General features: G+C 53.5%; 19 protein-coding genes. 1 reads left to right on the forward strand and 18 read right to left on the reverse strand.

Features of this window, described 5'->3' with window-relative positions; translation table 11 throughout:
* The first annotated feature begins 2 nt into the window (after positions 1-2).
* Positions 3-686 carry a 2,3,4,5-tetrahydropyridine-2,6-dicarboxylate N-acetyltransferase gene (gene dapD, locus ABNS49_RS05415; protein ID WP_135980718.1) on the forward strand — a complete coding sequence of 228 codons (684 nt, stop codon included), beginning with the start codon at positions 3-5 and terminating at the stop codon, positions 684-686.
* A gap of 41 nt (positions 687-727) precedes the next feature.
* On the opposite strand, the gene ABNS49_RS05420 is transcribed toward dapD, so the two are convergent.
* The 18 genes from ABNS49_RS05420 to hisE all read right to left on the reverse strand — a co-directional run bounded on the left by ABNS49_RS05420 (position 728) and on the right by hisE (position 19,661).
* On the reverse strand, positions 728-1,405 hold the full coding sequence (locus tag ABNS49_RS05420) for a LytTR family DNA-binding domain-containing protein (protein ID WP_135980717.1): 678 nt from the start codon (positions 1,403-1,405) through the stop codon (positions 728-730).
* 89 nt (positions 1,406-1,494) lie between these two features.
* The gene (locus tag ABNS49_RS05425; protein WP_135980716.1) at positions 1,495-2,223 is read right to left on the reverse strand and encodes a hypothetical protein; all 729 of its coding nucleotides are present in this window, start codon (positions 2,221-2,223) and stop codon (positions 1,495-1,497) included.
* A complete protein-coding gene (locus tag ABNS49_RS05430) occupies positions 2,210-2,677 on the reverse strand; it encodes a response regulator transcription factor (protein ID WP_277820830.1) in 468 nt (155 codons plus the stop codon). The genes ABNS49_RS05425 and ABNS49_RS05430 overlap by 14 nt, the downstream gene beginning before the upstream one ends.
* A gap of 275 nt (positions 2,678-2,952) precedes the next feature.
* Positions 2,953-4,218, reverse strand: coding sequence for a UDP-N-acetylglucosamine 1-carboxyvinyltransferase (locus tag ABNS49_RS05435; protein WP_135980715.1), 1,266 nt, complete (start codon positions 4,216-4,218; stop codon positions 2,953-2,955).
* A gap of 79 nt (positions 4,219-4,297) precedes the next feature.
* Positions 4,298-6,175 (reverse strand): S9 family peptidase, encoded by a 1,878-nt coding sequence (locus ABNS49_RS05440; protein ID WP_168353618.1) that lies wholly within the window; start codon positions 6,173-6,175, stop codon positions 4,298-4,300.
* Positions 6,176-6,229: 54 nt separating this feature from the next.
* Positions 6,230-7,099 (reverse strand): class II fructose-1,6-bisphosphate aldolase, encoded by an 870-nt coding sequence (fba, locus tag ABNS49_RS05445; protein WP_135980713.1) that lies wholly within the window; start codon positions 7,097-7,099, stop codon positions 6,230-6,232.
* 109 nt (positions 7,100-7,208) lie between these two features.
* On the reverse strand, positions 7,209-8,105 hold the full coding sequence (locus ABNS49_RS05450) for an ATP-binding protein (protein ID WP_135980712.1): 897 nt from the start codon (positions 8,103-8,105) through the stop codon (positions 7,209-7,211).
* A 3-nt stretch (positions 8,106-8,108) separates the two neighbouring features.
* Positions 8,109-9,266 (reverse strand): DnaD domain protein, encoded by a 1,158-nt coding sequence (locus ABNS49_RS05455; RefSeq protein ID WP_135980711.1) that lies wholly within the window; start codon positions 9,264-9,266, stop codon positions 8,109-8,111.
* Entirely contained in the window at positions 9,247-9,861 is a 615-nt protein-coding gene (gene coaE, locus ABNS49_RS05460; RefSeq protein ID WP_168353617.1) for a dephospho-CoA kinase, read from the reverse strand. Before coaE ends, ABNS49_RS05455 begins: the two co-directional genes overlap by 20 nt.
* Positions 9,834-10,661 (reverse strand): bifunctional DNA-formamidopyrimidine glycosylase/DNA-(apurinic or apyrimidinic site) lyase, encoded by an 828-nt coding sequence (gene mutM / locus ABNS49_RS05465; protein ID WP_135980709.1) that lies wholly within the window; start codon positions 10,659-10,661, stop codon positions 9,834-9,836. Before mutM ends, coaE begins: the two co-directional genes overlap by 28 nt.
* Positions 10,661-13,231, reverse strand: a complete 2,571-nt coding sequence (gene polA / locus ABNS49_RS05470) for a DNA polymerase I (protein ID WP_135980708.1) — start codon at positions 13,229-13,231, stop codon at positions 10,661-10,663. Before polA ends, mutM begins: the two co-directional genes overlap by 1 nt.
* A gap of 53 nt (positions 13,232-13,284) precedes the next feature.
* Positions 13,285-13,851 carry a rod shape-determining protein MreD gene (gene mreD, locus ABNS49_RS05475; protein WP_288343396.1) on the reverse strand — a complete coding sequence of 189 codons (567 nt, stop codon included), beginning with the start codon at positions 13,849-13,851 and terminating at the stop codon, positions 13,285-13,287.
* On the reverse strand, positions 13,848-14,681 hold the full coding sequence (gene mreC / locus ABNS49_RS05480) for a rod shape-determining protein MreC (protein WP_277820829.1): 834 nt from the start codon (positions 14,679-14,681) through the stop codon (positions 13,848-13,850). The genes mreD and mreC overlap by 4 nt, the downstream gene beginning before the upstream one ends.
* A gap of 50 nt (positions 14,682-14,731) precedes the next feature.
* Positions 14,732-15,406 (reverse strand): DNA repair protein RadC, encoded by a 675-nt coding sequence (radC, locus tag ABNS49_RS05485; RefSeq protein ID WP_135980706.1) that lies wholly within the window; start codon positions 15,404-15,406, stop codon positions 14,732-14,734.
* 34 nt (positions 15,407-15,440) lie between these two features.
* A complete protein-coding gene (locus tag ABNS49_RS05490; protein WP_135980705.1) occupies positions 15,441-16,805 on the reverse strand; it encodes an MATE family efflux transporter in 1,365 nt (454 codons plus the stop codon).
* Positions 16,806-16,892: 87 nt separating this feature from the next.
* The gene (locus ABNS49_RS05495; protein WP_135980704.1) at positions 16,893-18,272 is read right to left on the reverse strand and encodes an aminopeptidase; all 1,380 of its coding nucleotides are present in this window, start codon (positions 18,270-18,272) and stop codon (positions 16,893-16,895) included.
* On the reverse strand, positions 18,269-19,042 hold the full coding sequence (gene murI, locus ABNS49_RS05500) for a glutamate racemase (protein ID WP_135980703.1): 774 nt from the start codon (positions 19,040-19,042) through the stop codon (positions 18,269-18,271). Before murI ends, ABNS49_RS05495 begins: the two co-directional genes overlap by 4 nt.
* 295 nt (positions 19,043-19,337) lie before the next feature.
* Entirely contained in the window at positions 19,338-19,661 is a 324-nt protein-coding gene (gene hisE, locus ABNS49_RS05505) for a phosphoribosyl-ATP diphosphatase (protein WP_135980736.1), read from the reverse strand.
* Positions 19,662-19,663 lie beyond the last annotated feature (2 nt).

Consider the following 19,663-nt stretch of genomic DNA (forward strand, 5'->3'; position numbering starts at 1 on the left):
ACATGGACGCACAGGAAATTATCAAATTCATTCAAACTTCAAAAAAGAAAACACCCGTCAAATTGTATATCAAATGCGACAAGGACATCGTGTTCCCCAACACGAAGCGCTTTGGCGACATCGTCATTGGCGACTGGGAAGACATCGAGCCGGTTTTGCGCTCGCACCTGCTTTCCGTGGAAGACTACTACATCGAAACCGTGGCGCGCAACTCCGCGGTGCCCATGCTGGATACGAAAAACATCAAGGCCCGCATCGAGCCTGGGGCGCTGATCCGCGACCAGGTGACGATTGGCGACAACGCGGTCATCATGATGGGCGCCATCCTGAATATCGGAGCGATCGTGGGCGAAGGCACGATGATCGACATGGGCGCGATTTTGGGCGGACGCGCGACGGTGGGCCGCCATTGCCATATTGGCGCGGGCGCGGTGCTGGCTGGCGTCATCGAGCCGGCGAGCGCGACACCAGTTATCGTGGAGGACAACGTCCTGATCGGGGCCAACGCCGTTCTCATTGAAGGCGTGCGCGTTGGAAAAAATTCCGTGGTCGCCGCGGGCGCGGTTGTTGTGGAGGACGTGCCGGAAAACGTGGTCGTCGCGGGCTGTCCGGCGAAGATCATTAAGAAAAAAGACGAGAAAGCCACCGCGAAAACCGAATTGGTCGACGCGTTGCGCACCTTATAAGAAAAAGGCGCAGGATGAAAATCCCGTGCCTTTTTCTTTGCCTACCCTTTGTCTTTGCGGGCGTGCAGGATTTTTTTCTTTTGCGCTCTGGAAAGCGGGATCCTCGCCGCGTTCACAAGCTCCACCTCGTCCTTGTGCCACGAGGCGATGTGCTTGGCGTTCACCAAATACGACACGTGGACCCGCAAAAACCCGTAGGGCGCGAATTCGGATTCCAGATCCGACATGTTGATGCGTTTTTGAAACTCCCCTTTTGTCGTGTGGAAAATGACCATTTTCTCCTCTTTTTCCAAATAGTAAATCGTTTCGTATGGCAAGTTGACGTGCACCCCGTTATACGCCAGGGCGTACACTTCGCTTTGACGGCTTTGTTTTTGGATGGTCGAAGACAAATCCTCCAAATCCTTGACGAGAGTTTCCTTGCGCACGTAAAGCATCCGCTCCCGGCCGTCGCTGCCGCGCACGGCGTCGGGATCCTCGCACACATACACAAACAACGCGTTTGGGTTGTCGTGCACAAACACGCTTTCCAGACGCGGTGTTTTGAACATTTCGTCAAACACGAAAATTTGATAGTCCTCCTCCTTCATCGCTTTCGCCAGCTCGCTCGCCTTCCAGAAATGGCGGAACATCCAGTCCGTATGCCGAAAAATCTTTCCAAACTGAAAGATGATTTCCTTTGATTCTTTTTCATATTCTAAAATCGCTACTCGTATCATATCGTTGTTCCCAGTACCTGCTTTTCATTTTTTCTTTTATTATACGGCTTCAAAAAAATGTACGCAAGGAACAAAAGAAAGCGTATTCATCATTCACGCGCGCGCCATGCCCGTTTGGCGCCCGCCACGCCCAAAACAAGCGCAAGCAGGCTGACAAGAGCGCGCGTCGTCGCCAGATCGCATACGAACTTTCCCATCGAATACGTGACGTACTTCCCGATTTCCATATTCAGCGCCCGGTACGGCGTCAAAAACAACACCTTGTTGAACAGACCGGTCGCGCCCGTAGGCGCGATAAACGCCGGAATGAACAAGCAGCCCGCCAGCACAAGTAAAGTCACATACGGATTTTCCACCCGGACCGACAGCCACAATGTAAAGGCGATCAGCGCGCAAAGCACAAGCGTCGCGAGGCCAAAGGCGCAAAGGGCAAGCCGGGCGAACGTCCAGTCGTACGGAATGACGCTTGAGGCGATCTGGATCGGAAGCTGCGCGCTTGTGTAATGCGCTGTAAGCGAGGAAGGTTTGTTTACGGAAAGGATCTCCGTGTTGTTTTTATCGAGCACTTGCGCCCACAAACCGTATGTTTCGATTTGATTTTTCCCGGCCGGCGTCAAAACGATTTCGCTGTCTTTGGTTTCCAGAAAGAGCGCGAAATTTTCGGTAAAGCGCGCCGGCCACGAAGCGAGGCTCATGCCTTCGGACGAGGGAATGGCGAACACGAAGTAAAACAAAAAAACGCCGGCCAGTCCTATCACGACGGGAAACAAGAGCAGCCAGCGCCAGCCTTTCCGCTTTTTTTCTTTACGGCATCGCATCCGGATCCACCAGTTTGTAGCCTAATCCCTTTTTCGTGACGATCCAGCGGGGCGCGGACGGATCGTCTTCCAGTTTCTGGCGCAAATGGCGAATGTGCACCATGATCGTGTTGTCGCAGCCGGCGCTCTCCTCTTTCCAGACGCGTTCGAAAATTTGTTCCCGGCTCAGGATTTGATTGGGATGGCTGGCGAGCAGCGCCAAAATTTGAAACTCGACACTTGTGAGTTCGACGGGCCGTCCGTCTTTTTCGACGCGGCATTCGTCCAAAAATAAAACGAGGGCTCCGACCTGCACGCGCCTTATCGTGGTTTGTGGCAAACCGGCGCGCCGCAGCTGCGCCTTGACGCGGCACACGAGCTCGCGGGGACTGAACGGCTTGGTGATGTAGTCGTCGGCACCGAGGGCGAAGCCAATCAGCTTGTCGACTTCCTTGCCGCGGGCCGACAAAAACAAGATCGGGCACGATCAGAGCGGGCGCGCATTCCCGGCACAACGCGACGGCCTCCTGTCCGCTTGAAGCGGTGTCAACATGCCGGTATCCTGCCTGTTTCAGGCTGTATTCAATCAAATCGCAAATATCTTGCGCGTCGTCGACAACGAGAATCGCAGGTTCCTGTTCCATAAGATCTTCCTCCTTTTCTTCCATCGTCGCAAAGAAATCTTTTGTTTTGGGGTTGAAAATTCGAAAGATTTTCGAAAAAAAAACCGCCCGAAGACGGTTGTGATTGCTATTCAACGATTTCGCGCCAGAACACCGCACCCAACGAGCGCAGCTTTTCATCCAAATGGTCGTATCCCCGGTCGATGTGGTACACGTCGTGGATCTCGGTGATACCATCGGCCATGAGTCCGGCTACGACAAGCGCCGCGCCGCAACGCAGGTCGGTCGCGACCACGCTGGTGCCCGACAGGCGGGTCGGTCCGTTAATGAAGCCGTTTGGAATGCGGACGTCGATGTCGGCGCCCATTTTATTCAATTCGTTGCAGTGCTTGAAACGCTCCGTGTAAATGGTTTCCGTCACAATCGACTGCCCTTTGGCTTGCGTCAGCAGCGTCGTGAACGGTTGCTGGACATCGGTCGCGAAGCCCGGGTACGGCTTGGTCAGGATCTCGGTTGGTCGCAGTTCCTTGTCGGAGCCAAAGATTTCGACGAAATCCGGTCCGACTTTCATTTGAATGCCGATTTCCTCGAGCTTCATCAAAATGGCTTCGATGTGCTGCGGGATGATGTTTTCGATAACCATGTCGTCCGCCATCGCCGCGGCCATGATGATGTACGTCGCCGCTTCGATCCGGTCCGGGATGATTTCGTGCGAGCAGCCTTTCAGCTCCTGCACCCCGTCGATGACGAGCGTGCTCGTTCCCATGCCATGGATCTTGGCGCCCATTTTGTTGAGCAGCGTCGCGATGTCGATAATTTCCGGCTCGCGCGCCGCGTTTTCAATGACCGTGCGTCCTTTGGCGTACACGGCCGCCATCATGATGTTGATCGTCGCGCCGACGCTGGAAATGTCCAGGAAGATCCGGCTGCCGACAAGCTCGTCCGCGTGCAGGATATAGCATCCGTGCTCGTACGTGATCGTCGCGCCCAGCGCTTCGAATCCTTTCAAATGCAAGTCGATTGGCCGCGGCCCCAAATAGCACCCGCCCGGCATCTTGATTTGGGCGTGCCCGTATTTTCCAAGCAGCGCGCCCATGAAATAATAGCTGGCTCGCAGCTTGGATACCGCGTTGGAAACCATCGGAATGTTTTCCATATTCGTTGGATCTATATATAATGTTTCTTCATCAATTTGTTTCACTTCCACATTGAGTTCCCGCAGCAGCACCGTCAAAGAGCGAACGTCGGAAATGTTCGGCACCCCGTAAATGGTAACCGGCGCGTTCCCGAGAACACAGGCTGGAATGAGAGCCACAGTCGAGTTCTTCGAACCACTGATGCGAACTGTCCCGTGTAAACGATGACCACCTTCGATTTTGATCACTTCTTCCATCGTTTTTCCTCCTAATTCCAAACCATTATAAACTATAAGCCCGTTTCCCGCTACTTAAAAAATGTCATTCTTTGCCAGATCACTTTAAATGATCATTCATCCAGTTCGTGATTTCCGTTAACCGCCGTACACGGTGCTGCGGTTTTCCTGAACGCGACAAGTCGTGGTTTTCCCCATGGAACACGCACATGCGCGCCTCGATGTCGCGATCCAGCAGCGCGTTGAGCATTTGAACGCCTTCCGACAGCGGACAGCGGTAGTCCTCGTCCGAATGGATGAACAGCGTTGGCGTCGTCACGTTTTTGGCGTATTTCAACGGCGAGTGGAACCACAGCTTTTCCACGTCGCCATCCATTGTCGCGCCTTGCTGGTCGGCCGTGAAATACGGACCAATGTCGCTCGTTTGCGAAAACGAGATCCAGTTGGAAATGCTGCGCTGGGATGCCGCCGCCCGGAAACGGTTGGTGTGCCCGATGATCCAGTTCGTCATAAAGCCGCCATAGCTGCCGCCCGTCACGCCAAGCCGGCTGGCGTCCAGCTGGGGAATGTCGGTGAGAACCTGATCGACAAAACGCATCAAATCGTCGTAGTCGATCGTGCCGTATTTGCCGCGAATGTCGGCGAACTCGTTGCTGGCGCCATCCGAACCGTGCGGGTTGGCGTAAAACACGAAATACCCCTCGGAAGCCCACAGCTGCATTTCATGGTAAAACACCGTGCCATACACCGTTTTCGGTCCGCCGTGGATATCCAAAATACCCGGATACGTCTTGTTTGGATCGAAGTCTTTTGGATACAGCACATACCCGGTCATCCGGCCGCCATCAAAGCCAGCGTATTCCACCGGCTGCGGCACAGCCACCCAGCGTTCGGCCTCGTCGTTAAACGTCGTGCAAGCGCGCAACCCGCCATCGCGCACCGCGTACAATTCTTGCAGACTTGCCGTTTTGGCGCCAATGAGCAGCAGCTCGCCATCGACAAACGTAAACGCCTGGATCGTTCCCTCCATGACGAAGATCCGCTCAAAACGGTCCGTAAAGCGATACAATTCGACGTGATCCTCGACCGTCGTCGTGAAATACAGCGCGTTTTCATGAACGAGCAAGGCGTTTCCGCCTACGCACGCGCAATCCGTTCCCACCGTGTTACCAACGCAAAGTCCCCATTCGCCCAGCTTTTGCAGCGGCTGGTCTTTTCCGACCCGGTAAAGATCGGGATTCTCGTTCAATCCAAACCGGACGCAATCGCTGCCAAACACATACACGCCATCTTTTGCCGGAGCGAAGTCCTGAATGGACAGCGTTTCGGCTTCAATCAAAGTCGTCCATGCGCTTTGGCTTGGATCCACCTGAAACAAGGCGGGCATAAGCGAGCTCTTTCGCTTCCATTCCTCTCCAACCACATAGATTTGATCGTTGGCGACCTTGACCATCGCCGCGTCGAAGAGCGGGCTGGTCAACGACGTCAGCTCGCCTTCCTTCCACAAATAAAGATGGGCGCGTTTTTTATTCGTGATGCCCGCGCCATTGACATAAAACGGAATCTCGTCGAACACCTCATAATCGGTTTCGTTGGATTGCCCGTCTTCGCGAATAAGCAAAACGAGCGTTCCATCGCCCAGACAGCCCGCGATTTGCGCGTTGTCAAAGTCAAGCGTCGCGATTTCTTGCGCTTCGCCGCCTTGAAGGGACAACTCATAAATAGACGTTTTTCCTTCCCGCTTTTTCCGGTTGCCGCAAAAGACGATCGTGTCGTCGTCAAGAAAAGCGAAATTGGATTCCTGGCCAAACGAAGTCAGTGGCCGGACCGTTCCGTTTTTCCATTGGTATAAAACCTGGTCGTACGTGTTGTCGGTTTCGTTGGCGACAGCTTTCACAAAGATCGCCGTCTGGTCCCGGCTTTTTAAATTGCCTAAAAACGAATACGTGTATAAATCGTCAATTGTCGTTGGTTTCATATTTTCCTCCTGTAAAAAAAAGGTGGTCGCCCACCTTTTCATCCGTTGTTTGATTTACGCTTTGTCTGCCGAACCGAAGAAGTTGACTACGTAGTCTTCTACAAGACCCTGGATCGCGTCAGCGCCTGGTTTAAGCAGTTTACGAGGATCGTATCCTTTTGGTTTGTCGATGCCGCCGTCTTCGATGTATTTCTTCGTCGCGTCAGCGAATACGATCTGGCATTCGGTGTTGACGTTGACTTTCGAAACACCCAACGTGATGGCTTTTTTCACCATTTCCTGCGGGATACCGCTTCCGCCGTGGAGAACGAGTGGTTTTCCGTCTGTCTTGTTTTGGATCTCTTCCAAAACCTCGAAGTTCAAACCTTTCCAGTCCGCTGGATATTTTCCATGGATGTTACCGATGCCGGCAGCCAGGAAGTCCACGCCAAGACCGGCGATTTCCGCGCATTCTTCAGGGGAAGCCACTTCGCCATTCGAGATGACACCGTCTTCTTCACCGCCGATACCGCCGACTTCGCACTCGATCGAGATGCCTTTGGAATGAGCGAGCTCGATCAGTTCTTTCGATTTTTCAATGTTCTCTTCGATTGGGAAATGCGAACCGTCGAACATAACCGAAGTGAATCCGGCTTCGATGGCTTTTTTCGCGCCTTCGTATGTACCATGATCAAGATGGATCGCAACCGGAACGGTGATGCCGTAGAAGTCCATGATGTTTTTCACCATGTCAACCGCGTTTTTGTAACCGCACATATATTTTGCGGCACCTTCCGAAACACCCAAGATCACTGGAGATTTTTTTGCTTCGCAGCCAAGCAGGATCGCCTTGATCCACTCCATGTTATTGATGTTGAATTGAGCGATCGCGTAATGCCCTTCGTGAGCCTTGTTGATCATTTCAGTAGCCGATACTAACATTATACTATTTCCTCCTTTAGTAAATTCTTTATCGTCATCAATATTTTACTCCATTCCAAATCATTTGAAAAGAAGAAAATGAAAACGCTCATTTTTTTCAGAAACAAGACGTTTACCGTCTGGAAGGTCCGTACAGTCCGCAAGGAACCGCCAGCGAGCGGATCCGCTCCAGGATCCGCATCGAAGCCACTTCGGCGCTTTCCTCCCGCACTTTCGCGTACTGCTTTTTCAATTCCTCAAGCGTGTAATTCGACGTGAAATACGTCTTGAGCCGGTTGTTCATCCGATACTCCAAAATCGGAAATAGGATCTCGTCCCGCGTCCAGGCACTAATGCTTTCCGAACCGATATCGTCTAAAAACAACACGTCGCAAAACTTCATCCGCGACAGCATCGTCACGCGAAACCGGCTGTCCGTCATGTTTTGCTTAAGCGACTGGATGCACTGCGGCATGTTCACAAAGCACACTGTCTGCCCGGCTTTGGCGTAGTGGTTGGCAGCCACGCGCGACAAATACGTTTTTCCCGTTCCGGGCTGGCCGTATAAATACATGCCTTTCTCCGTTTCGTAATCGGTCATCGCCACAAACACTTCCGTGTATTCGTTTGATTCCTGTCCAAGATGGATGGAGTTTTCATCAAGAAGAAGATCGGCGTAGGAGCCATCGAAAATTTTATAGTTGCGCCGGTGCGCGAGCTGCTTTTCCTCATCCTGCTCGTAGCGGCACGCCTTGTACACGTCCGTCAAATATCCTTCGGCATCCACGTCAAGCATTTGCAGCCGCCCCTTCAAAGGCTGGCGGCAATACCGCAGCCCCAGACACCCCTGGCATTTCGCCACCCGTTCGACCCACGATAAAAACTGGGAGGAATGCTTTTCCAGCACTTCCATCGGCAGATGGTTTCGACGCATGAAGTCGACGACAAGCTTGTTTTCCTTTAGCTTCTGGATTTGCTCAAAGCGGCGCGCCTGCTGCGCCGGATCCAGTTTGATTTGAAAATCTTTCATCGCTTATTTCCCCGCTGCTTTCTTTTGGCGAGCCAGCGCTTTGGCTAATAGCTCCTCGCTCACCGGCGTGTTCGGCTTGTAGTCGTACCACTCCGGCAGACCCGTGCTCACGCCCGGCGTCTTGGCCGCGTTCATGCCGCTGCGCTCGGCCTCGATTTGTTTTTGGGCTTGCTCCCTCGTCGTGATTTTGAGCCGGTTCCAGGCCGCCGCCACCTTTTCCACATAGGCGCGCTGGAATTTTTGTCCGGTCACGTCAAGCAAATATTCCACAAGCAAGTTGACGACCTCATTGGAGAATCCGTATTTTTCACTCAAATCGCGGATAAGACTCTCGTCGGCGCGGGCCATCGGCGCGCTTTGGCGCATTTGAAAGAAATGCATCGGATCCATCTGATACGGATCCTCCGGCGCCGCCACCGGTTTTTTCAACGTCGCGTGGACAAGACGTTCCAGCTTTTCCGGAGAAAACGCGTGGGTGTATGGATTGCACGCCCGGTTCACGTACTTTTTCATCTCTTCGGCGCCAATGCCGTAAATCGAAGCGAGCGAGGCAATCAAGTCGAGGTTTTTGCGCGTCCTAAACCGCGGCGGAAACACCCGGTCCATTTGCACGAAAAACGTTTCGAAGTCAAACGAGCGCTCAAAGCCTCCCGTCTTCTCGCCAGGACGCAGGCTCGCCATGATCGCCTCCTGGTCGTCGTTCCAGTTTTGAAGCCGCGCGCTGTCGAACGGCTTGGTAATTTCGACCATCCCCTGCGTGTCGATGTTTCTGGAAGCAAAATGCAGTTTCAAGGCGTCGTAAGACTTCGAGCCCATTTGGGCGACAAAAAGCCGGCCAAACGTGTTGTCTTTTAAAAAGTCGTACGCTTCCAGCGGCGGAAACAACACGACCAAATACTCGCGCGACGCCGCTTTCTGATACGTTTTCAGCAGCCGGAACTCCTCGAGCGTCTGCCGGGCGGATTCCAGCCGTTTTTCACTGAAGCCGCACAAGCGAAGCATTTCCTCCATGTCGAGCGTTTTTCCCCGCATCGCCCGCAGCAAATGGTACAACGTAAACGAGCGGTCGGTAATCAAGGGACGGTACAGCAGCGTCAGCACATCTTCCCAGTCTTGCGCGAACGTTCCTTGCGTGTCGATTTCAATTTTCCCTTTTTTCACTTGCCTCCAACCTTTCCATCAGCGCCGCCACTTTCGTCTGGAGCGCTTGACGCGATGCCGAATTGTCAATGACGACCGTGCTTCCCGCTTTTTTCTTTCGCGCATCCCACTGGCTGGCGATGCGCGCCTTCGCGTCCTCCCTGGAAAAATGCCGTTGCTCCATCAGACGCTGCAACGCGACGTCTTCATCGCACGTGACGCACCAAATCGTCTTGAACCGGCATTCGGCGCCGATCTCAAACAAAACCGGCATTTCCACAAACACGACCGGCGCTTGCTGCTCCAAGATCCACGCCTGCACCCGCTCGAAAATGCGCGGATGGAGAATGCCTTCGACCGCGGCCTTTTTGCTTGCGTCGCCAAAAATCGCCTTCGCCATCGCCGGCTTGTCGATTTGTCCCTGGTCGTCCACTTTGACAAAAGGAAGCGCGCGCAGCGCGTCGTAAGCCCGACTGCCTGGCAAAAGCAGCTCGGCGTTCACCCGGTCGCAGTCGATGACCGGATAGCGCGAAGCCAAAATTTTGGCGACCGTGCTTTTCCCCGAGCCGATCGTTCCGGTAATCGCGATTATTTTCTGACCTGGCAACGCGGGCAAAAATACGTGCTCCGCCCTTTCCATTTGATTTTCTCGATTGGATCCTGGCATTGCGAACACTCCTCTCCTTCCCGCCTATGCGCTTTTAATTCCAGTTGAAACCGGCCCGTCACGCCCAAAGAGGACGTGTAGGAGCGAATCGTCGTGCCGCCCGCCTTGATGGCCCCGTTTAAAATTCGTTTCGTTTGCGCCACGATCGCCTCGCAGTCCGCCTCGTTCAAGTGCCCGGCGACGCTGCGCGGATCAATCCGGGCCGCGAACAAAATCTCGTCGGCGTAAATGTTGCCGATCCCGGCAATGACCGACTGATCGAGCAAAACGCTTTTGATGTCGCGCCGGCATCCCCGCGTCTTTTCGTACAAATGACGTCCTGTCGCGTCCTGAAAATCGACGCCGACGCGCGCGAAACACGGCAGACTGGCGATGGAGCCTGTTTTGGGATACAAATACATGCGCCCGAACTTGCGCGTGTCGTGATAGCACAAATACCGGCCGTCGCTCAACGTGAAAATCGCGTGAATGTGCTTGTCCTTCGGGTTTGGATAGGCGTCAAAAAGATAAAACTTTCCTTCCATGCGCAAATGCACGATCCAGTCGTAATCCTGCGTTTCAAAACCAAGGTATTTTCCGAGCCGGAAAAACCGCTCGATGCGCTGGTTCACAAGCGCGGCCTCGAACTGGCGGGCGTCCATGTTGTCGGCCAGCTTGTCGTGAAACAGTTCCGCCTTGACAATTCTCGCCTGCCCGATTTGGGTTTCAAGCGTCGAGAGGACGGTTTGAACTTCTGGTGCTTCCGGCATTATTTGGCCTCGTACCAGTTTTGGCCATATTCGATCGACGCCTTAAGCGGCACGTTAAGCGCCATCGCCTCGTCCATCGTCGTACGAACCAGTTCAAGAATCGCGTCCACTTCGTCGTCGGGCACGAGAAAAATAAGCTCGTCGTGGATCTGGAGAAGCATTTTCGCCTCAAAGCCCTGCTTCGCCAGCGCCGCGCTCGTCTTGATCATCGCGATTTTGATCAAATCCGCCGCGCTGCCTTGAATTGGCGCGTTCATCGCCGCCCGCTTTCCAAACTCGCGCGTCATGTAGTTTTTGTCGTTGATTTCCGGAATCATCCGCCGGCGGTGCATCATCGTTTCCACAAAGCCGTGTTCCTCGCAAAAGGCAATCGTCTTGTCCATGTACTGGCGAATGTTCGGATACGACGCGAAGTAGGCCGCCATAAACGCGCGCGCCTCGTCGCGGGAAATGCGCAGCGTCTGCGCCAGACCAAACTCGGTTTGGCCGTATATGATACCGAAGTTGACCGTTTTGGCTACCCGGCGCATGTGGTCGTCCACCTCGTCAGGCGCGACGCCAAACAACTGCGACGCGGTTTTCGTGTGAATGTCCACACCTTCCTGAAACGCCTCGATCATATTGTATTCGTCGGCCATGTGCGCCAGCATCCGCAGCTCGATTTGCGAATAGTCGGCCGACACGAGCTTGTAGCCCGACGGCGCGACGAACACTTTCCGGATCTCCTTGCCTTCCTCGTCTTTGACAGAAATGTTTTGCAGGTTCGGATCGGAAGAGGACAAGCGCCCCGTCTGGGTCATCGTCTGGTTAAACGTCGTGTAAATTTTTCCGCCATGGATGTAGCGCGCCAGCCCCAGGATGTACGTCGACATGATTTTCGAGTATTTTTTGTATTCGAGAATGTCGTCGATAATCGGATGCGCGTCCCGCAGCTTTTCCAAAACGTCGGCGGCCGTCGAGCGCTTCTTGCCTGTCTTTAAGTGCAGCTCGTCAAACAACACCCCCGCCAGCTGCTTCGGCGAGTCGATGTTGAACGCATGCCCCGCGTAGCCGTAGATCCGCTCCATCAGTCCATCCATCTTGTCCTGGTATTCGTGGCGCAGCGCCTCGAGCTTTTCCTCGTCCACATGGATGCCGGTGCGCTCCATGTCGTACAAAATAGGAATGAGCGGCAGTTCGATGTTTTGATACAAATCCTGCATGTCCTCGATCGCGAGCTGGTCGAGAATCGCGAGTTTTTTTTGCTCGATCTGCATCGCGAGCGCGGCGATCTCCGGCACCATCCGCTCTTGCGTGAAGCCGCCAAGGCTCTTTTTTCCTAAGTCGCGCCAAGGCTCGGGAAGCTGCACTTGCAGCGCCTCAAGCAAGTAGTCCATGTTCGTCGCCTGCGAAAACAGCAGGAAGCTGGCGATATGGTAGTCCTCGGCAAACGTCGGCACCGGAAAGCCGTACCGGTCCAGCAAATGCATCATCGCTTTCGCGTTCCACGTTTCCAGCTGTTTGTTTTCCTGAAGCGCTTTTAAAAACGCCGCGTCCCTGGACGCGTTTTCCAGTGGCAAATAGTACGCTTTTTGACGCTGCGGAAACAAAAAGCCATACAACGTCTGCTCTAAAAACGGCTCGTCGCTCGCGACGGCGAAAAACAGCAGGCTGTCCGGGTCCGCGAACGGAATCGCGTCCAGAGAAGCCACCGTTTCCACCTCGTATTGGCGCGCCGGCTGGGGTTTCTCCTCGCTCATCAGCGAGCGCATTTCGTATTTTTGATAAAAATCGGCGGCGCTGTGGGATTCCACCGTGAGATCCGCGAGCGAAAACGGCAAATCCATCTGGGTGTAAATGGTCGCCAGCTCTTTCGATAAAAAAGCCATCTCCTTGCCGTTTTCCAGTTTTTCCTTCATCTTTCCTTTGACTTCGTCCAAATGCTCGTACACGCCTTCCACGGTGCCGAACTGGTGAAGCAGCTTGAGGGCGGTTTTTTCGCCGACGCCTTTGACTCCGGGAATGTTGTCGGAAGGATCGCCCATCAGCCCTTTGAAGTCGATGATTTGCGCCGGACTCAAGTCGTAAGCCTCCCGCAGCGCCTCTTCGTCCATTAAATCCATTTCGCTCAATCCCTTTTTCATGAGCAGCACTTTCGTGGTCGGGTCGATGAGCTGCAGCAAATCCCGGTCGCTTGTCAAAATGGTCGTATCCATGTCCGCACTGCCTTTGGCCGCCGAGCCGATGATGTCGTCGGCTTCGAAACCTTCCTGCTCGTAGCGGGTCACGTGGATCTCGTCCAAATATTCACGCACGAGCGGCATTTGCGCGATCAAGTCCTCGTCCAGCTCCTTGCGCGTCCCTTTGTACGCTTCGTATTCTTTATGGCGAAACGTCGGCTTTCCGGCGTCCCAGGCGACAAGAACCGCGTCTGGCTGAATGATTTGCATCGCCTTTTGCATCATGACGATAAAACCAAAGACGGCGTTGGTCGGAATGCCCGAGGAAGTCGACATTCGATTCGTGTACGCCGTGGCGTAATACGCCCGGAACAGCATCGAGTTCCCGTCGATCAATAGTAGTTTTTTCACGTTTGATCCTCCTTCGATCATTTTCTCTATTGTAGCACAAATCCCGGAAACGCTTATTTCCGGGAAAATTTTGCTCGTTTGATTTTTTGGCGCACTTTCTTTTGCTCGCGCAAATCGCGAATCTTGAAAAAGCGCGACATCACTTGCCCGGCGTACATCAAAAACAAGATCGTCGCCGCGTCCAAAACCAGCGTCGCCGCCTCGACGCGCAGCATCCACGTCAAAAAGCGAGGATAACCGCTTGAAAACAGGCGCAGCGTCACGTAAGGAAGCAAGTCGAACAAAAACGCGAACGCCCAATAAATCCAAAACTTCCGCGGCTCGGTGCGCATCCACGGCCGCAGACAGCCGATCAAGTACGCGCCAAGGGCGAAAAGAACCATATAGATCAAAAACGTGTTCGCGAACAAGGCGTCGAACAGCGCGCCAATCAAGGCGCCAATGAGCACCCGGTTCAGCCATTCCTTATCGTGCAAATAAATGAGCGTTCCAATGAACGTGAAATGCGGAATGACGCTGTACGCCGTATACGTGAAGTCGATAGGAAATCCGAACGTGATCAAGGAGTCGATCAATCCAAGACCGAGAAATCCAATGACGATGATTTGCGTTTTTTTCATGATTTCTTGTTCCCGATCACAGTCACGTAATTGAAGCTTTGCATGTTGGAAACCGGCTTGACGTAAATCGTGGAAATGATCGCGTCGTCGTTCATCACCGTGTCCGTCACCGTGCCGATAAACACGCCGCCCGGGTAGTTGCCGCCCTTGCCGCTCGTCGCGACTTGCGCGCCATTGGTCACCGTAGCGTCATGATCGAACAAATTGACAGTGTACGCTTTTTTCGCGCTGTCGTACGACTGCATCACGCCCTCGATCGTTGTTCCGTCGTCAAGCGGGATCTCGATCGCGATGTCGTTGTGCAGCTTGGGCGACGTCAGCAGACGCACCGTGCTGGTCGCAGTTTCGACATGCTCCACAAGGCCGACGACGCCTTGCGAAGTCGCCACGAGCATGTTTTCCTTCACGCCTTCGTTTTTTCCGGCGGAAATCGTGAAGAGCTGGTTCCAGTTTTGGATGGAGCGCTCAAGCACGACGCAGTGGATGCGGGTCGCGTCCGGCAAATCGTTTTGCATGTCGAGCATTTCCTCCAGCTCCTGGTTTTTATTTTTTTCGTCCTGGTACATCGTCTGGTAGCTGCGCTGGATCGCGAGCTCCTCGTTGAGATAGACGTTGTCGTCATAAACGTGCCAAAGGTTGGCCACATCGGAGATCGCGCTGCCCAGCGAAGTCATCGGGTAGTCGATCAATCCGTATTTGATGTATGTCCACGCGCTGTATCCCGGGTTTGTCATCGTATTTTGGCGCAAGCCAAGCATCAGGCAACCAAAAACGATTAAAAACGCGTTCGCGCTCACCAATATTCTTTGAAGTCGATTCAACTTTTTCATTTCTTCCCCCAAATCATTTGGCTTTATTATAACGAGTTCCTTCCAGAGATTCAACGAAGAGCGTCGTGTTGTTTGAAAGAGTAATACCGGTCTTTTCCAACGATGATGTGGTCCATGATTTGAATGCCCATCGTGTCCGCGACCTCCAAAAGGCGCGTCGTCGTCTTGCGGTCGTCCTCCGAAGGGGTGACATCGTTGGATGGATGATTGTGCACGAGCAAAATCGCGTGCGCGTTTTGCAAAAAAGCCTCCTTGAATATTTCTCTGGGATGGACAAGCGAGGCGTTCAGGGAGCCTTTGAAAAGCGTTTTGTGCGTGATGATCTTTCCTTTCGTATCCAAATAAACGCAAACAAAGTGCTCCTGCTTTAAAACGCCGTACTCCATCTCGAACCAGACCGCCACGTCGGCGGGGCTCTCGATGGAAAACATGTAGGAGCGCGCTTTCATCGCCCGTTTGCTCAACTCCAGAGCCGCCACGATTTGCAGCCCTTTCGCCTCGCGGATCCCGTCAATTTGCATGAGCTCTTCCAGCGTCATGTCGGTCAGCCGGCTGAATCCTTTCGACTGGCGGACCAGATCGTGGGCGATTTGATCCACGGTCCGCTGCTTGTTGCCGCTCGATAAAATCAAAGCGGCGAGTTCGGCGTCGCTTAGCGTGCCGATGCCGTCGCGCAGGGCTTTTTCCCTGGGACGCTGCATGTGTTCCATTTCTTTTATTCTCATACCTTTATATACGACAAAAAAGAGAAAAAGTGCCCTAAATCGTTCGATTTTTTTCTTTTTTTTGCAATTCGCGCCCTATGGTCGCCAGCATCGTCCCATAGCAAGCGATGCCGCCCGCGAAATTCGAGATCGCCTCCGCCACAAACACGCCGTCGACCCCCAGCCAAAAAGGAAGCAAAAACGTCAAGGGAACGACCACGATGACTTTGCGGAAAATCGAAAAGAAAATGGCCTGCTTTGACTTCCCCAGCCCAATCGCCACGGACTGGCCGCTCATTTGAAAAGCCATCATGAAAAAGCCAAAAAAATACAGCCGGCTCGCCCTGACTCCATGCGCCAGCACTTGCGGATCGTCGGTAAAGATTCGAAACAAGCCGTGCGCGCCAACGACAATCAAAAGCCAAAATACAAACATGGATCCCAACGTGAACAAGGTGACGCTGCGAATGCCTTGCAGCACTCTTCGATAGCACCCCGCCCCGTAGTTGAATCCAAGAACCGGCTGGCTGGCGTTGGCGAACCCTTGCCCGGGCAGCGAGGCGAGCTCTCGCAGCGAGTTGATGACGGTCATCACGGCGATGTACAAGTCGCCTCCCCACCGCAAGAGCACGTTGTTGCACACGATTGTGACGATGGAGTTGGTCATCGACATCATGAATCCGGCCAGTCCCAAGGATGTAATTTGGCCCACGATCGAAAAATCGACCGAAAGGCGGTTCCATTCCAGCCGGACGATGGAGCGAGACGACGTCAAAAAGCGCAAAGTCCACGCCATGGAAACCGCCTGCGAAACAATCGTCGCGATCGCGGCGCCCGCCACGCCCAGCCCGCAGCCGAAAATGAGAATCGGATCCAGCACAATGTTGAGAATGGCGCCAATCACGACGGTCATCATCCCGGTTTTTGCGAAGCCCTGGGCGTTGATAAAGGCGTTCATGCCCAGCGCGATCAAGACAAACGGCGTGCCCAGCAAGTAAATGGATAAATACGTTTGGGCGTAGGCGATCGTCGAGGAGCTCGCCCCAAATCCAATCAAGAGCGGCTTGCAAAACAACAGCCCGCCTCCCATCAGCAAGACGGAAAGAAAAACCAAATAAACTAGCGCGTTGGCTAAAATACGGCGCGCCAAATCGAGGTCCTTTTTTCCGCGGGCGATGGAAACAAGCGGCGAGCCGCCCATCCCGACTAAATTGGCGAACGCGATCCCGATCGTGATGGCGGGCAGGCACACGCCCAACGCGGACATGGCCTCGGTCGCGTGTCGGCCAAGACGGCCGATATAAATCCGGTCCACCATGTTATAAAGCAAATTGATGAACTGGGCGAGAATCATCGGCCCGGCCAGGGCGACGATGTGCCGGGAAACGCTTCCCCGGGAAAAATCGTTGGTGTTTGTCATGATCGCATCCTTCTTTCTTGTTTGATTATACTGCGGTTTGAGGCGCTCACAAAAAAAGAAGCGAATTTGCGCTCGCTTCCTTCTCTTTTATTTGCAGTGTTTGATAAACGCTTTGTACGCTTTTTTCGCTTCAAACACATCGGCCTTGCTCGACAGCTCGAATGGCGAATGCATGCTTTGCAGCGCGACGCCCGAGTCGATGACCTGCATGCCGTAGTTCGCTAAAATATAGGCGATCGTTCCGCCGCCGCCCTGGTCGACTTTGCCAAGCTCGCTCGTTTGCCAAACGACATGAGCGTCTTCGAAAATCTTTCTCAGCTTCGCGATGAATTCCGGATTCGCGTCGTTGGAACCTCCTTTGCCGCGGGAGCCCGTGTACTTGGCAAACGACAAGCCGTGTCCGAATTTCGCCATGTTGTCGTGCGGGCTCGAAACGGATGGATAGTTCGGATCGTGGGCCGCGCACACGTCGTTGCTTAAGGCGTACGAGTTTTGGAGGGCGCGGCGGACTTTCAAATCCGAATACTCGCCCATGGCTTCCAAAATTTCCGCGATCATGTTTTCAAAAAATCTGGACTGCATGCCGGTCGCGCCGACGCTGCCGATTTCCTCCTTGTCGACGAACAAACCCGCCGCGCTGCGATCCAGCGTGTCCTGCTCAAGCATCGCGATCAGCGACGTGTAGGCGCAAACCCGGTCGTCCTGTCCGTACCCAAGCACCATTGAGCGATCCAGTCCGGCGGAATGCGCTTTTCCATGCGGCACGATTTCCAGTTCGGCGGATACGAAATCCTCCTCGTCGATGCCATACATTTGGTTCAGCAGCGCGAGAACGTTTTTCTTGACCGCGTCTTTTTCCTCGTCGCTTTCCGGAATGGAACCGACGATCACATCCAAATTGTCGCCTTCCACAAATTCCGAGGCGTTGTTTTTCATTTGGTCCTTCGCCAGATGCGGCAAAAGATCGGTAATACACAGCACCGGATCCTCGGCGTGGTCGCCAATCGACACGTCGATTGTCGTGCCGTCTTTCAGGCACACGACGCCATAAAGCGCCAGCGGCAGCGCGAGCCACTGGTATTTTTTGATTCCGCCATAATAGTGGGTGTCAAAGAAGGCGAGTCCGTCGGCTTCGTACAGCGGGTGCTGCTTCAAATCCAGGCGCGGCGAGTCGATGTGGGCCCCGACAATGTTCAAGCCCTTTTCAAGCGGCTCATTGCCAATGTGGACGAGCGCCACGGACTTGTTCATCATATTGAAGTACACTTTGTCCTGCGGTTTGAGCGTTTCATGATGAAGGATCACGTCCTCCATGTTTTTGTATCCAAAGCCTTTGGCCAGTTCGATAATCATTTTTGTGCAAAGGCGTTCCGTCTTGCCTTTTGAAATAAAGTCAATATACGCGTCATTGAAATCCATGACTTCCTGTTTTTCCTTTTCGGAATACGTTTTCCATGCGTTTGTCATTCAATACTATCCTCCATGCGGTTGAATAATCGTTTCGAAAGCCCGATTTTTTCCGGCAGCGTGTTCATCCAGGCAATCGTTCCGGCCTCGCCGCGGTTGAGAAGCCCGCGTTGTTCCAAAAGCGCCTTGACATGCCGGGCCGTGCCCTCGTTGCCGTCGATCAGCTCGATGGAATCTTGAAGACGTTGCGCGAGTTTCTTTTTGAAAAACACGAAATGGGTGCATCCGAGCACGATGGAGTCGACATCCGGCGCCTGGGCCAAATACGCGTTCATCGCGGCCTGGGCGCGCACGTCGTTGTCCAGATCGTCTTCTTCGACGATGCGGACGAGCTGCGGACAGGCGACTTTGTGGATTTCGTGCTTTTCATCAAACCGGTGCATGAGCGCTGCGAATTTCTCCTCTTTCAACGTGAAATCCGTCGCCCATACCGCCACGCGCTGCGGCTGCGGCCGATCGCACGCCACTTTCAGCGCCGGTTCCATGCCGATGATATCCACATCGTACGTGTCGCGCAGCTGGTTGACGCAGGCGCTTGTCGCGGTATTGCACGCCACGACAATCATTTTCGCGCCGCGGCGAATCAGCTCGTCGCAAATCGCGAGGCATCGCTGGGTGATTTCCTCCTTCGTTTTTGTTCCATACGGGTTGTATTGCGAGTCGCCGAAATAAATCAGGTTCTCGCCCGGAAGCAAGGTGTGGATCGCGCTCAATACGCTGATCCCGCCAAGCCCGGAATCAAATACGCCAATCGGACTTTTCGAATCCATATTCAAACCTCCATATGGGACTATTATAGCACAATCGAAACCGAGCGGAAGCGCGAGTCCAAACACAAAAAGAAACGCCTAACTCGAATGGCGTTTCTTTCAATAAATCCTACAGCTAAAATCGTTCTTTTTTTAGGGATTGGAAAGCACGTCGACTATGACTACCTAGGAAAGCATAGCTTAGTCTGCAGGAAACAAATGGTCTTCTTTTTCTAGTTTCATTATAGCCCACTTTTCAAAGAAAATCTTTTTTCGGCTTCTTTGGTTCGTTTCGTGGCTTTTGCGGTTTTTCCCCTCACAAATTTTCGATTGGTTTGCGTTCCGCTTTCAAATTGTGGGTCTTTTTGTCCCTTTCCTCCATCACGGCGTGGATATCATCCAGCGTGATGCCAAGCTCCGCCATCAAAACGAGTAAATGGTAAATCAAGTCCCCGTATTCGTTGATGACCTCCTCTTTGTCGTGCTTGCAGCTGGCGATGATGACTTCCGTGCTCTCCTCGCCCACTTTCTTCAAAATCTTTTCCAGTCCTTTTTCAAACAAGTACGTCGTGTAGCTGCCTTGCTCCGGATTGGCTTTCCGGTCCAAAATCGTTTCAAACACGCGCTCGTAAACATTCATGC

The organism is uncultured Dubosiella sp., from assembly GCF_964018005.1.
In the GTDB taxonomy this organism is placed as follows: domain Bacteria; phylum Bacillota_I; class Bacilli_A; order Erysipelotrichales; family Erysipelotrichaceae; genus Dubosiella; species Dubosiella muris.